Genomic DNA, 13,612 nt, shown 5'->3' with positions numbered 1-13,612 from the left:
TGAGCGGCCCGCGCTTTGAAAGTACATGGGTAAGTAAATGGGCAAGCGCAGCCGCGAGAGATCCTCAAATGCTTTAACGAAGGACTGTGCAACTGTGACTGTTTCGACAGAGCCGCAACTTGAAAACCGCGCATGGGACGGCTTCAAGCCGGGCCCGTGGATGGAACGCATCGACGTCCGCGATTTCGTCCAGCGCAACTACACCCCGTACGACGGGGATGCATCGTTCCTTGAAGGCGCCACCGAAAAAACCCTGCGCCTCTGGGATCACCTTGACAAGAACTACCTCGCCGTCGAGCGTGAGCGCCGTGTCTACGACGTGGACACAGAAACGCCCGCTGACATCGACGCCTTCAAGCCGGGATACATCTCGGAGGACGACGACGTCGTTGTTGGTCTGCAGACGGACACGCCGACCAAGCGCGCAATGATGCCGAACGGTGGCTGGCGCATGGTTGAGCAGGCGATCAAGGAGGCCGGCAAAGAGGTCAACCCGGACGTGAAGAAGATCTTCACGCAGTACCGCAAGACCCACAACGATGCCGTCTTTGACATCTACACCCCGCGCATCCGTGCGGCGCGCTCCTCCCACATCGTGACGGGCCTGCCGGACGCCTACGGCCGTGGCCGCATTATCGGCGACTACCGCCGCGTGGCTCTCTACGGTGTGGATTTCCTCATCGAGGAGAAGCAGCAGGCGAAGGACGCTTCCCTGGAGAAGGGCTTCTCCGAGCACTGGGCCCGCTACCGTGAGGAGCACGCCGAGCAGATCAAGGCGCTGAAGAAGCTGAAGAAGATGGCCGAGGACTACGGCTTCGACATCTCCCGCCCGGCCACCAACGCCAAGGAAGCCGTGCAGTGGACCTACTTCGGCTACCTCGCCTCCGTGAAGAGCCAGGACGGCGCCGCCATGTCCATTGGCCGCCTCTCCCCCTTCCTGGACGCGTACTTCGAGCGCGACTTGGCCAACGGCACCCTGACCGAGGTCGAGGCTCAGGAGATCATCGACGCACTGGTGATCAAGCTTCGTATCGTTCGTTTCCTGCGCACCGAGGACTACGACCAGATCTTCTCCGGCGACCCGTACTGGGCAACCTGGACCGACGCCGGCTTCTCCGAGGACGGCCGCCACCAGGTGACCAAGACCTCGTTCCGTCTGCTGCAGACGCTGCGCAACCTGGGACCTGCGCCGGAGCCGAACATCACCATCTTCTGGGATCCGGCACTCCCGGCGGGCTACAAGGAATTCTGCGCCGCGATCTCCATCGAGACCTCGTCGCTGCAGTACGAGTCCGACAAGCAGATCCGCGACAAGTGGGGCGACGATGCCGCCATCGCTTGCTGCGTGTCCCCGATGCAGGTGGGCAAGCAGATGCAGTTCTTCGGCGCCCGCGTCAACGCCGCGAAGGCCCTGCTCTACGCCATGAACGGCGGCCGCGACGAGGTCACCGGTAAGCAGGTCACCGACGGCGACCACACCCCGATTGAGGGCGACGGTCCGCTGGACTTCGACGAGGTCTGGCAGAAGTACGAGGAGATGCTTGACTGGGTTGTCGGCACCTACGTCGAGGCTTTGAACATCATCCACTACTGCCACGACCGCTACGCCTACGAGTCCATCGAGATGGCGCTGCACGACTCCGACATTGTCCGCACCATGGGCTGCGGCATTGCCGGCCTGTCCATCGTGGCAGACTCCCTGTCAGCCATTAAGTACGCGAAGGTCACCCCGGTCCGCGACGAGACCGGCCTAATCGTCGACTACGTCACCGAGGGCGAGTTCCCGTTCTACGGCAACGACGATGACCGCGCGGACGACATCGCCGCCACGGTGGTGCACACGGTGATGCAGAAGATCAAGGCGATCCCGCTGTACCGCGACGCCATCCCGACCCAGTCGGTGCTGACCATCACCTCCAACGTGGTCTACGGCAAGGCAACCGGTTCGTTCCCCTCCGGCCACAAGGCTGGTACCCCGTTCGCACCGGGCGCTAACCCGGAGAACGGCGCGGACAACCACGGCATGGTCGCGTCCATGCTCTCCGTGGGCAAGCTCGACTACAACGACGCGCTGGACGGCATCTCGCTGACCAACACGATCACTCCGACGGGCTTGGGCCGCAACAAGGACGAGCAGGTGACCAACCTGGTCGGTGTTCTGGATGCTGGCTTCATCATGGACAACGCCGACACGGTCATCAACCCCGCCTAACTCAGACTTCCCCATCCACCTTTCCACTCTGAAGGAGAAAACATCATGACCACCCCTACTTTCGACGAGCGCCTCGCTTCCATGAAGGCTTCCCGCTCCGCTAACAACATGGACTCCGGCCTGTACCACGCGAACATCAACGTGCTGGACGAGTCCACGCTGGAGGACGCAATGGAGCACCCGGAGAACTACCCGAACCTCACCGTTCGCGTCTCCGGCTACGCCGTCAACTTCGTCAAGCTGACGAAGGAGCAGCAGCGCGACGTCATCTCCCGTACCTTCCACAAGGGCGCTTAATATATGGCGCAGGACGGAACTAGCGGCGTCGTCACGCTTGCGCCCGAACAGGGCGAGCGCGTGCGCGGCGTCGCTGCCGGTTTAGGCGGACTGTCCACCGACGACCTTGAGATCACCCGCCCCGAGCTGTTTGAGGCCCGCCGCACAGGCGAAATCGGACTCATCCACTCGTGGGAGCTGGTCACAGCTGTCGACGGCCCCGGCACCCGGATGACCATCTTCTTGTCCGGTTGCCCGCTGCGGTGCAAGTACTGCCACAACCCGGACACGATGGAAATGAAGGACGGCACGCTCGAGCAGATCGACGATGTCGTGCGCCGCGTGCTTCGCTACAAGCCGGTGTTCAACGCCTCCGGTGGCGGACTGACCCTCTCTGGCGGTGAACCGCTGTTCCAGATCGCGTTCACTCGTCGCCTGCTCAAGGCAGTCCACGACGCTGGCGTGCACACCACGATCGACACCTCCGGATTCCTCGGCTCCCGCCTGACGGACGAGGACCTGGACAACATCGACCTGTTCTTGCTGGACGTGAAGTCGGGTCTGCCCGACACGTACGAAAACGTCACCGCGCGCCAGCTGCAGCCGACTATCGACTTCGGCGACCGGCTGCACGAAAAGGGCAAACCGGTGTGGATCCGATTCGTGGTCGTGCCCGGCCTGACGGACAGCGAGGACAATGTGCAGGCCGTGGCCGACATCGTCGCACGCTGGAAAGGCACCGTGGAGCGCGTTGAGGTCCTCCCCTTCCACAACATGGGCGAGGACAAATGGAACCGCATTGGCATGGACTACGAGCTCAAAGGGGTTACTCCCCCGTCGCCGGAATCCGTCGAACACGTCCGCGAGATCTTCCGCAGTCGCGGTCTGAACGTGTTCTAGCCAGGTTCTTAGCAGGCGCTAACTCGCATTGAGGGCGGTTGTCTGAAACGGGGCTACGCAGTTTTGCACCCCCGTTAGACAACCGCCCGTTAGCGCGTAATATCACCTAAGTTGTCTGGCGCGCCCGCAGCGCGCTCTCCCGCCGCACAGGGGTGAATGCTTCGAGCCTCGAGCCCCTCGTACCAGTGAAAGGGGGCTTGAAGCTATGCCGCCTCGTATCCCAATGCCGGGGCAACGTCCAAAGAAGGTACAGCCCCCCACGCGCAGCATTCCGGTCCCCCTTGAACGCCAGATCGACTTCTGCCGCGTGTTCGTGGACGGCAAACGCCAGCCAGGCAATGTGCGTATGGCGCATGCGCTGGAGGTTGTGGAGCGCTACGAGAATGCCTTCGTGTGGCTCAGCCTGAAAGAGCCGTCTACGGAGCAGATGGAAAAGATCGCGGAGATCTTCGACATCGAAGACCTCGTGGTCGACGACGTTGTGGACGCTCACCAGCGCCCGAAGATCGAGCGCCACGACGAGCAGCTGTTCATGGTCGTGCGTTCGGTGTCCTACCGCGACGATGAAGAGGTCGCGGACGCCCGCGAGATCATTTCCACCGGCGAGGTGCAGATGATTGTCAGCGAGAAATTCGCCATCACCATTCGCCACGGCGCGCACCTGCCGGATCTGACCCCGAAGATCGAGGACGAGGAGGATCTGGCCGTGCTCGGCCCCACCGCCGTCGCTTGGGCGGTGTCGGACTACTTGGTGGACAACTACCTCAAGGTCACCGACCTGTTGGAAAACGACGTGGACGAGCTGGAAAATGAGGTGTTCACGCCGCGCCGGGACATCAACATCGACAAGATCTACACCTACAAGCGTGAGATTTTGGAGATGCGCCACGCCATCGATCCACTCGCTCCTGCCTTGCGCAATGGCTTGACCAACAACAAGGACTTCATGCGAAAGGTCCTGCGCACCTACTTCCGTGACGTGCAGGACAACTCCACGATCGTCAGCGACCGCCTGTCCGGCTTCGACGAGCGTCTGACGTCGCTGCTTGATGCGTCGGTAGCAAAGATCACCATGCAGCAGAACTCGGACATGCGCACGATCTCTGCGGTGGTCGGGATGGCTGCCGTGCCGACGCTGATCGCCGGTATCTACGGCATGAACTTCGAAGTCATGCCGGAGCTGGGCTGGCGCTATGGCTACCCGGTCGCGCTGCTGGTCATGTTCGCGGCGATCACTGCGATCTGGTGGTGGTTCCGCAAGAACAACTGGCTGTAGCTAGACCTCTAGCACCATCAGCTTCAGGTTGGTCACGGCGGCCAGTTTGCCGTCGGCTGTCATCTCCACTCGCCAAAGATGCGTTCGCTTACCGACGTGCACGGGCTCGGCCACCGCACGAATCGTCTGGCCGCCCCGCACGCTGCCGAGTAGGTCGGTGTAGTTGCTCATCCCCACCGCGGGCTTTCCGCTCGCGGCCACCGCCGCGATAGAGGCCAACGTCTCCCCGATCACGCAGTACAGCCCGCCGTTGACGATGCCGGTGGGCTGCAGGTGGCGCTGTTCCACCTTGAGTTCGCCTTCTAGGCGGTCTTTGGAGCAATAGGTCAGCTTCAGCCCGAGGGTCTGGGCGAAGTCGAACTCGGCGGAGTTGATGTACTCGAGCTCTTCGCTGCTCAGCGGAACCTCGATGACCTCTTGGTACAGGCGCAGATTCTTCTCCATGTCCATGGCGGCCAATCATACGGGCGCGAGCGGATGCGCCCCGCGTAGAATCCGGCGTATGACTGCTACACGCAACGGTGACAAGCTTGCTCAAATCGGTGTCGTCGGTATGGCGGTGATGGGTTCCAACCTCGCCCGCAACTTCGCCTCCAAGGGCCACACGGTGGCTATTTTCAACCGCTCCCCGGAAAAGACCCGTGCGGTGATCGACAAGTTCGGCCACGAGGGCGACTTCATTCCCGCGGAGACGATCGAGGAGTTTGTCGCGTCGCTCCAGCGCCCGCGCAAGGCCGTGATCATGGTCCAGGCCGGCGACGCCACGGATGCGGTGATCGCCCAGCTCGTTGAGGCGATGGATGAGGGCGACATCATTATCGACGGCGGCAATGCCCTGTTCACCGACACCATCCGCCGCGAACGCGAGGTCGCCGCTGCCGGCCGCCACTTCGTCGGCGCCGGCATCTCCGGCGGCGAGGAGGGCGCGCTGCGCGGGCCGTCCATCATGCCCGGTGGTCCGGCGGAGTCCTGGGAGACCCTCGGGCCGCTGTTGGAGGACATTTCCGCGAAGGTGGACGGCACCCCGTGCGTGACCCACATCGGACCCGACGGCGCCGGGCACTTTGTCAAGATGGTGCACAACGGCATCGAGTACGCCGACATGCAGGTCATCGGTGAGGCCTACCACCTACTGCGTTATGCGGCGGGCCTTGAGCCCGCAGAGATCGCCGACATCTTCACGGAGTGGAATAAGGGCGACCTGGATTCCTACCTCATCGAAATCACCGCTGAGGTGCTGCGCCAGGTGGACGCGCGGACCGGCAAGCCATTCATCGACATCATCGTGGACGCGGCCGGCCAGAAGGGCACCGGCCGCTGGACGGTCAAGGAGGCCCTGGACCTCGGCGTGCCCACCACTGCCATCGGCGAGGCCGTCTTCGCCCGCGCGTTGTCTTCTGCCCTTGCGCAGCGCGAAGCGGCCCAGGAGGTCGGTTTGCCGGCGGGTGAGACGACGACGTTGGACACCGTAGGCGTCGATAAGCAATCGTTCATTGAGGACGTGCGACGCGCGCTCTACGCCTCCAAGCTGGTGGCGTACGCGCAGGGCTTCGACGAGATCAACGCCGGCTCCCAGGAACACAACTGGGACATCAAGCCGGGTGATCTGGCGCGTATTTGGCGCGGCGGCTGCATCATCCGCGCGAAGTTCCTGGACCGCATCACCGAGGCCTACGAGAAAGACCCGGAGCTGCCGTCGCTGCTGATGGACCCGTATTTCAAGGGCGAGCTGGAAAAGGGGCTGGTGGATTCCTGGCGCCGCGTGGTCGTCACCGCGACCCAGCTGGGCCTTCCTGTGCCGGTGTTCGCGTCCTCGCTGTCCTACTACGACTCGCTGCGCACCAAGCGCCTGCCGGCTGCCCTGATTCAGGGCCAGCGCGACTTCTTCGGCGCCCACACGTACAAGCGCGTGGACGCGGAGGGCACGTTCCACACCACCTGGTCCGGCGAGCGAGAGGAACTGAGCTACTAGCTCGGCTTTTCCCGGTACCCCTGACCGCGTAGACTGCACCGAATGACTACTTTCGCCGACCTCGGTTTGCCCCGGGCCATTGTCAACGTCTTGAGCAAACAGGGCATCACCGAGCCCTTCCCCATCCAGAAGGCGGCGATTCCCGACGCGCTCGCCGGTCAGGACGTGCTCGGCCGCGGGCCGACGGGCTCCGGCAAGACCTTCACATTCGGCCTGCCCATGCTGGCGCGCCTCGCCGGCAAGCCGAGCACCCCGGGCCACCCTCGCGGGCTGGTGCTGGCTCCGACGCGTGAACTTGCCGCCCAGATCCGCGAGCGCCTGGACGACCCGGCGGCCGCGCTGGGTCTGCGCGTGCTCGACGTCGTGGGCGGGGTGAACATCAACCACCACATCCGCTCCCTGGCCTCTCCGGTGGACCTGCTTGTGGCTACCCCCGGCCGGGCCGAGGACCTGATCAACCAGAAGAAGCTCTTCTTCGACGCAGTGGAGATCACCGCGCTCGACGAGGCGGACCAAATGGCGGACATGGGCTTTTTGCCGCAGGTGCGCAAGCTTTTGGACCGCACCCCGAAAGACGGCCAGCGCCTGCTGTTTTCCGCCACCCTCGACGGGGACGTGGAAAAGCTCATCACCCGCTACATGCACGATCCCGTGACCCACTCCACCGCCCCGGTGCAGGCCGCGGTGGACACGATGGACCACTACCGCCTCCTGGTGGGCGGCCGCGAGGAGCGCAACGAGATCGCCCTGCAGATCGCCGCGCGCGAGGGCAAGACGATCATGTTTATGCGCACGAAGCACGGTGTGGACCGCCAGGTGAAGAAACTGCGCCGCGCTGGCATCCACGCCCAGGGCCTGCACGGCGACAAGGGCCAGGGTGCGCGCACCCGCGCACTGGAGGGCTTCGCCGACGGCTCCACCCCGGTATTAGTTGCAACAGACATAGCCGCGCGCGGCATCGATGTCGACGACGTCTCCCTGGTCGTGCACGTTGACCCGCCCGCGGAGCACAAGGCCTACCTGCACCGAGCCGGCCGCACGGCGCGCGCGGGCACGTCCGGCACCGTGGTCACACTCGTGATGGACGACCAAGCCAAGGAAGTTGCGCAGCTTTTGCGCAAGGCTGGCGTCAACGCGCCCGAGGTTCGGGTGTCTCCGCTGTCGGAATCCTTGGTTACAATCACCGGTGCACGCAAACCGGAAGGCGCGCCACTTCCTCCGCCGGGCCAGCCCCGGCGGCCCAAGAAGCCCGCTGCCTCCGGCAACCGGAGCCGCAACGCTAACCGCGGCGGCGGGAACACCCGCAGTCGCGCTCGCCGCTCAGACCGAAGTCGAAGGAGCAACGGCCGCTAAGGCACAGACCACCATCCATGGACATATTCTTATCCATCCTCGCGCTGTTGGCGTTCGTGGTGCTCACGGCGTCCACCGGGCTTTTCGTCGCAATCGAATTTGCCATGACCGGCCTGGAGCGGTCCACGATTGAGACTCACGTCAAAGAGCGCGGCGACGGCACGGCGCGTGCGATTGCGCGCGACCATGCAAACCTCTCGTTCGTCCTTTCCGGCGCGCAGTTAGGCATCACGGTGACCACCCTCGCCGCCGGTTTCCTGGCGGAGCCGGTGCTGGGCAAGTTCTTTACTCCAGCGCTGGAGCTCGTCGGCCTTTCCGAGAACGCGTCCACCACCGTGGCACTCGTCCTCGCGCTGGTTGTGGCGACGTTTTTGTCCATGGTCTTCGGCGAGTTGGTGCCGAAAAACGTCGCTATCACGGACCCGCTGAACACGGCCCGCGCCGTGGTGCGCCCGGTGCACTACTTCAACACGGCAACCAAGCCGTTCATCCTGTTCCTCAACACCGCCGCGAACTGGGTCGTGCGCAGGATGGGCATCGAGCCTGCCGACGAGCTCGCCTCCGCCCGTTCCTCCCAAGAGTTGGGGGCGATGGTGCGCAACTCCGCTGAGGCGGGAGGCCTGGACGCGGCGACAGCGGCGGTGATCGACCGCTCGCTTCGCTTCGGCGAGACCACCGCTGAAGAGGTGATGACGCCGCGCTCCACCATCGACTCCTTGGATGCCGACGAGACGGTCGCGGACCTGGTCACCCTCGCGCGCGAAACCGGTCACTCCCGCTTCCCGGTGCGCCGCGGGGACTTGGACGACACCCTCGGCGTGGTCCACATCAAAGACGCCTTTTCGGTCCCGCACGAGTTGCGCTCCACAACGAAGCTGGACTCCCTTGCCCGTCGTGTGCCGTTCGTGCCGGGCACGCTCGACGGCGACTCCGTGCTCAACCGCGTCCGCTCCGCCGGATCCCAGGTGGTGCTAGTGGCCGACGAGTACGGCGGTACCCAGGGACTGGTGACCATCGAGGACCTCGTCGAGGAAATCCTTGGCGAGGTCTACGACGAGTACGACGACCAAGAAAGCGAAAAGGACTTCACCCGCTTCGGCACGTCCTGGGAGGTCGCGGGATTGGTGCGCTTGGACGAGTTGGAGGAACGCACCGGTTTCGCAGCCGTGGACGGCCCCTACGAAACGCTCGGTGGGCTGATTATGGCCACGTTGGGGCGCATCCCCGAGCTCGGTGACGAGGTTGTGCTGCGCACCGCCTCCGCGGCGAACTTCAAGGAGGAGCTGCAGTCCGGCGGCGCCGGCAACTGGCTCGCGCAGGTCTCCGAAATGGACGGCCGCCGCATCGACCGCGCACTGCTGCGACCAATTCCTCCAGACCAAGAAGCCGGAGAGGCGGTGGACGCCAAGTGAGTATCTGGCTAGCCGTCCTACTAATCGTCGCGCTGCTCGCCGTCAACGCGTTTTTCGTGGCCACCGAGTTCGCCCTTGTCTCTTCGCGAAAGGATCGCCTGGAGTCCCTGGTCGCGCAGGGCAAAACCAAGGCTGAGGGCGTGCTCTACGCTACCGAGCACCTCTCGATCTACCTCGCCGGCGCGCAGTTCGGCATCACCGTGGCGTCGCTGATTCTGGGCAAGGTGGCCGAGCCCGCCATCGCCTCCTACATCGAGGCTCCGTTTATGGCCCTGGGCATGCCCGCTGACCTGCTGCACCCGGTCTCCTTCATCATCGCCCTGCTTATCATTTCGTTTTTGCACATCCTGTTTGGCGAGATGGTGCCGAAAAACTTGGCCATTGCGGGCCCGGAGAGCATGGCCATGTGGCTGACGCCGGTGATGACGCTGTGGATGAAGCTCACGCGCCCTGTGCTGGAGTTCCTCAACTGGGTCGCGCGCAAGACACTGATGCTGTTCGGCATAGAGCAGCGCGACGAGCTGGAGTCCACCGTGGATCAGGAGCAGCTGGCCTCCATGATTCAGGAGTCACGCGAGGAGGGCCTCCTTGATGCCGAGGAAACGGTGCGCCTGGCCAAGGCGTTGCGCCAGGATTCCCGCCAACTGAAGGAAGCCATGATCCCCCTAGCGCAGGTCACCACCATCCCGTACGACCCACGCGGCATCCGCCTCTCCGTCATCGAACAGGCGGTGCAGGACACCGGCTATTCCCGCTTCCCCGTCCGCATCGACGCCAGCTCGCTGGCGGGCTACGTCCACGTCAAGGACATCCTCGACCTCATGGAATTCCCGCAGGGAGACCCGCGGGTCTCGCTCAAGCGCATCCGCCCGCTGAGCACTGTCGAGGCCACCCAATCCATGGACGACGCCCTCGCCCAGCTCCACCGCCGCTCCGCGCACATGGCGGAGGTGCACGACAACGGCATGCTTGTCGGCGTGGTCGCCTTGGAGGACCTCATCGAGGAATACGTGGGCACGGTCTCCGACTGGACGCACGAGGGCGAATAATGCAGGTGCTCGCGCCCGAGGAATACCTGCCGCGCATGAAGTCCCACGCCGCCCGCGCCGAGCGGTGGACCGCACCCAGGGTGGCGCGCCGGGCGCGCGGCCAGTACCACCCCGTGTGGGACTTCCTCTTCGACTATTACCCGCAGCGCCCCGCCCACCTGAAGCGTTGGCACCCGGGTATCGGTGTCGCGCTGGAAAACGCCGCCTCGCTCCCCCACGCCGGTTGGCGCGATTACGTCTGCGACGAAGACACCGTGCTTCTCGATGTCCAAAGGTTTCTCACCCACCGCCGCCACGACGTGGAGGAGGCGGCGGCGATCCTTCGGTCCGTCGATAAGCGTGATGCCCACTTCGACTGCTTCGGCATGCATGAATGGGCAATGGTGTACCGCACCGACAACCCGCGCCACAGCCTGCCGTTGCGGCTCGGGGCTGAGGGCACGAACGAGGTGGTCGAGTCGCACAACGTGAAGTGCACCCATTTCGACGCCTTCCGCTTTTTCACCCCCGCAGCGCGGCCGCTGAACCTCACCGTGCTCACCCGGGAGGGGCAGGCGGACAACGACCAGGCAGGATGCGTGCACGTGAGCATGGACCTGTACAAGTGGGCGATGAAGCTCGGGCCTTTAGTTCCAGGCGAGCTGCTCATGGATTGTTTCGAGCTCGCCGCCGACGCCCGCAGGCTGGACATGGAGGCCTCCCCGTACGACTGCCGGGGTTTGGGCTTCGGTGTTGTGGCCGTGGAAACGCCTGAGGGCAAGGCCGAGTACGTCGCCCGCCAGCGCGAGCTCAGCCGCCGCGCACAACCGCTGCGCCAGCGGCTTGTCGCGGTCATCGACGCCGCCTATGACGGCTAGACTCGAAGACGATTTTCACTCGTTCGATCGATAAAAGGCGGCGATTCCGGTGGCGAAGCACGCAAGCGGCAAAAACAACTACAGGCTGTCCGGAGAGCTCATCGCCTTACTGGTGGTGCTGGCCCTGATCGCAGCGGCCGTTATCTGGTGGTTGTCTACGCGCGGTGATGACGCCGGCAGCACTGAGGCGCAGCCGGAGGACTGCGTTGCGGGCGAGCTGGTGCTTCCTGTTGCGACCTCCGACCAGGGGGCGGGGCAATCGCTTGTCGACGCCTACGGTGCGTCCTCCCCCGTCGTCCGCGACTACTGCGTGAAGCCCCAGCTGGTGGATTCCGTCGCAGATGCCGCTGTCTTTGTCGCGCCGAACACGGCGGTGACGCACCAGTCGCTGGAAAGCGCCGGTCGCACCCCCGCCGTGTCTGATGCGCAGCCCGCGTACAGCGAAGCCGTCGGCGTGGCAGGCAAGGACGAGGTCAAGCTCGAAGACCTGACTGCGGACAAGCTCCGCTTCGCCGTGTCCGAGGAGTCCGCCGCCTCGGCGCTGGTGGCGTCTCAGGTGGCTGGCAACGACAACGACGCCGTGCAGGCACTGACTGACCAGCGCATCGGCAGCGCAGCAGAGCTCAACGCCGACGCCGGCGAATACCTCGCCACCGCCGAGGACGCCGTGCCGGAGGGCCTGAAGTTCACCCCGGTCGGCGCTGACGCTGTCTACACCGCGTTCCCGCTCAACCAGAACGACAAGGTCGACGAGAACCAGGCCCGCGCCGGCCAGGACTTCGCCCGCTTCGCCACCGAGCACTTCGATGGCTCCGCTAAGGACCAGCCGGCTGTCTCCGACCTGGTCTGGGCCGCAGCCCTGCCCGCTGGCGGCGAGGCCATCACCGCGGACGCGAAGGAGGACGGCGACGCCCAAAACGCCGCCGATGCGGACAAGGCGGCGGACGAAGCCGGTTCCAACGCCGGTTCCAACGCCGCCGCCCTGCAACCCGAGAACACCCTGTTCCTCTTGGACACCTCCGACGCGATGAGCCCGTACATCCAGCCGGCAAAGGACGCAATCGCGAACACCGCGCTCGAGCTCGGCGCCCAGGGCAAGCAGGTCGGCCTATGGAACTACTCCTCCCCACTGAACCCGGGTGTTGCGGTGGGCTACCGCCAGAACATCACGGTCTCCCCCGATGCCGACTCCGTCGCCGTGGCAGTGCGCCGCTTCCTTACCGGCGGTGTGCCCCAGACCCGCCAGGCGGTCGAGGCCGCCGCGGGAGCCTATGGCACAGGGGACGCGAAAACCCGCATCGTCCTGGTCACCACTGGCACGGCAGATGCCGGCGACGACAAGGCCTTCGAAGATGCAGTTCGCGGTGCCGCCGGCGAGAAGGTGGAGATCACCGTTGTCCGCGTCGGCGAGGGTGAGGCGGACCAGGCGGTCGAGGCCCTTTCCGCCAAGGCCGTCGACGCTGCGCAGGCCGACGCCATCGAGGGTGCCGTGAAGCAGGCGTCCGGCCTGTAAGTTCCCGGCTCCCCCAGCTGCCCTGCGTCACAGCCCCTGGGAGGCACACCCTGGGAGCGTGTGTAAATCGAGCGAACCCAGGCTCTGCCTCCCAGGGTTTGTGGGGCGGGAGCACAGAAGAAGGCCCGGGCTGGTGGGAGTGATCCCAGCCCGGGCCTTGAAGGTATGTGCCTGTTAGGCGGCCTCTTAGGAGGTCTTGCGACGGCGGCGGTCCGCCAGCTCGTCGAAGCCGATGACGTTGTCTGCACCGTCGTCGATCACGCGCTCCGACGGGAACGCGGAGATGGTGCCGGTCAGTTCCTTCATGATCTGCGGCACGGCGATGCCGAACACGCCCTGCCCGCCGCCGAGGAGGTCGATGATCTCCTCGTTGGAGCGGCACTCGTAGACGGTCACGCCGTCCGAGACGAGGGTGATCTCGGCGATGTCGGAGACACCGCGGTCGCGCAGCTTATCCACTGCGAGGCGGATGTTCTGCAGCGAGATGCCGGTGTCGAGCAGGCCCTTGACAATCTTCAGAACAAGGATGTCCTTGAACGAGTACAGACGCTGGGAGCCGGAGCCCTTGGCGCCGCGAATGGAGGGGCGCACCAGGCCGGTGCGTGCCCAGTAGTCGAGCTGGCGGTAGGTGATGCCGGCGACCTGGCAGGCGATTGGCACGCGGTAGCCGACCTCGTCGGACGGGCCGACGTCAAAAAGCGACTCCTGCACAGCGTCGAACAGGCCGTCCTGATTTCCCTCGTTGATGCTCACGTAATTACTCCCATGAAAGTTAGCTCGAAGCCTAATGAC

At 64.7% G+C, this 13,612-nt stretch carries 10 protein-coding genes and 2 pseudogenes; 10 read left to right on the top strand and 2 right to left on the bottom strand.

Translation table 11 applies throughout. The features are described from left to right. Positions 1-37: 37 nt before the first annotated feature. The 4 genes and pseudogenes from CAFEL_RS05560 to CAFEL_RS05545 all read left to right on the top strand — a co-directional run. A pseudogene (locus tag CAFEL_RS05560) lies at positions 38-1,921 on the top strand (pyruvate formate lyase family protein); the annotation flags it as partial. Then, positions 1,901-2,509, top strand: a pseudogene (gene grcA2, locus CAFEL_RS11285) (autonomous glycyl radical cofactor GrcA2). The pseudogenes CAFEL_RS05560 and grcA2, both read left to right, overlap by 21 nt. Positions 2,510-2,512: 3 nt before the next feature. After that, the gene (pflA, locus tag CAFEL_RS05550) at positions 2,513-3,388 is read left to right on the top strand and encodes a pyruvate formate-lyase-activating protein (RefSeq protein WP_070473840.1); all 876 of its coding nucleotides are present in this window, start codon (positions 2,513-2,515) and stop codon (positions 3,386-3,388) included. Between the two features lie 205 nt (positions 3,389-3,593). Beyond that, the gene (locus CAFEL_RS05545) at positions 3,594-4,664 is read left to right on the top strand and encodes a magnesium and cobalt transport protein CorA (RefSeq protein WP_194559242.1); all 1,071 of its coding nucleotides are present in this window, start codon (positions 3,594-3,596) and stop codon (positions 4,662-4,664) included. Here CAFEL_RS05545 and CAFEL_RS05540 read toward each other — a convergent pair whose 3' ends face one another. Next, a complete protein-coding gene (locus CAFEL_RS05540) occupies positions 4,665-5,114 on the bottom strand; it encodes a PaaI family thioesterase (RefSeq protein ID WP_228496163.1) in 450 nt (149 codons plus the stop codon). Positions 5,115-5,166: 52 nt separating this feature from the next. Between CAFEL_RS05540 and gnd the strand changes: the two genes are divergently transcribed. Genes gnd through CAFEL_RS05510 form a run of 6 tightly spaced genes read left to right on the top strand, consistent with a single transcriptional unit; the run spans position 5,167 to position 12,820 of the window. Beyond that, entirely contained in the window at positions 5,167-6,636 is a 1,470-nt protein-coding gene (gene gnd / locus CAFEL_RS05535; RefSeq protein WP_194559241.1) for an NADP-dependent phosphogluconate dehydrogenase, read from the top strand. 42 nt (positions 6,637-6,678) lie between these two features. Next, positions 6,679-7,989, top strand: coding sequence for a DEAD/DEAH box helicase (locus tag CAFEL_RS05530; protein WP_194559240.1), 1,311 nt, complete (start codon positions 6,679-6,681; stop codon positions 7,987-7,989). A gap of 17 nt (positions 7,990-8,006) precedes the next feature. Continuing rightward, positions 8,007-9,401, top strand: coding sequence for a hemolysin family protein (locus CAFEL_RS05525; protein WP_194559239.1), 1,395 nt, complete (start codon positions 8,007-8,009; stop codon positions 9,399-9,401). Then, a complete protein-coding gene (locus tag CAFEL_RS05520) occupies positions 9,398-10,450 on the top strand; it encodes a hemolysin family protein (RefSeq protein WP_194559238.1) in 1,053 nt (350 codons plus the stop codon). Before CAFEL_RS05525 ends, CAFEL_RS05520 begins: the two co-directional genes overlap by 4 nt. Beyond that, entirely contained in the window at positions 10,450-11,307 is an 858-nt protein-coding gene (locus CAFEL_RS05515; protein ID WP_194559237.1) for a 3-methyladenine DNA glycosylase, read from the top strand. The genes CAFEL_RS05520 and CAFEL_RS05515 overlap by 1 nt, the downstream gene beginning before the upstream one ends. 49 nt (positions 11,308-11,356) lie before the next feature. Then, positions 11,357-12,820 carry a vWA domain-containing protein gene (locus tag CAFEL_RS05510; RefSeq protein ID WP_194559236.1) on the top strand — a complete coding sequence of 488 codons (1,464 nt, stop codon included), beginning with the start codon at positions 11,357-11,359 and terminating at the stop codon, positions 12,818-12,820. A gap of 186 nt (positions 12,821-13,006) precedes the next feature. Here CAFEL_RS05510 and CAFEL_RS05505 read toward each other — a convergent pair whose 3' ends face one another. Next, entirely contained in the window at positions 13,007-13,573 is a 567-nt protein-coding gene (locus CAFEL_RS05505; RefSeq protein ID WP_194559235.1) for a MerR family transcriptional regulator, read from the bottom strand. Between the last annotated feature and the right edge of the window lie 39 nt (positions 13,574-13,612).

Origin of the sequence: Corynebacterium afermentans subsp. lipophilum (genome assembly GCF_030408375.1) — a bacterium.
In the GTDB taxonomy this organism is placed as follows: Bacteria; Actinomycetota; Actinomycetes; order Mycobacteriales; family Mycobacteriaceae; genus Corynebacterium; species Corynebacterium lipophilum.
Note: the sequence above shows the minus strand (reverse complement) of the source record. Positions and strands in the feature narration are given on the sequence as shown.

Excerpts from the sequence above, each read along its gene's own strand:
- CAFEL_RS05540 (WP_228496163.1), bottom strand. The coding sequence starts at position 5,114 with ATGGACATGGAGAAGAATCTGCGCCTGTACCAAGAGGTCATCGAGGTT.
- CAFEL_RS05530 (WP_194559240.1), top strand. The coding sequence starts at position 6,679 with ATGACTACTTTCGCCGACCTCGGTTTGCCCCGGGCCATTGTCAACGTC.
- CAFEL_RS05515 (WP_194559237.1), top strand. The coding sequence starts at position 10,450 with ATGCAGGTGCTCGCGCCCGAGGAATACCTGCCGCGCATGAAGTCCCAC.
- gnd (WP_194559241.1), top strand. The coding sequence starts at position 5,167 with ATGACTGCTACACGCAACGGTGACAAGCTTGCTCAAATCGGTGTCGTC.
- CAFEL_RS05525 (WP_194559239.1), top strand. The coding sequence starts at position 8,007 with ATGGACATATTCTTATCCATCCTCGCGCTGTTGGCGTTCGTGGTGCTC.
- pflA (WP_070473840.1), top strand. The coding sequence starts at position 2,513 with ATGGCGCAGGACGGAACTAGCGGCGTCGTCACGCTTGCGCCCGAACAG.
- CAFEL_RS05545 (WP_194559242.1), top strand. The coding sequence starts at position 3,594 with ATGCCGCCTCGTATCCCAATGCCGGGGCAACGTCCAAAGAAGGTACAG.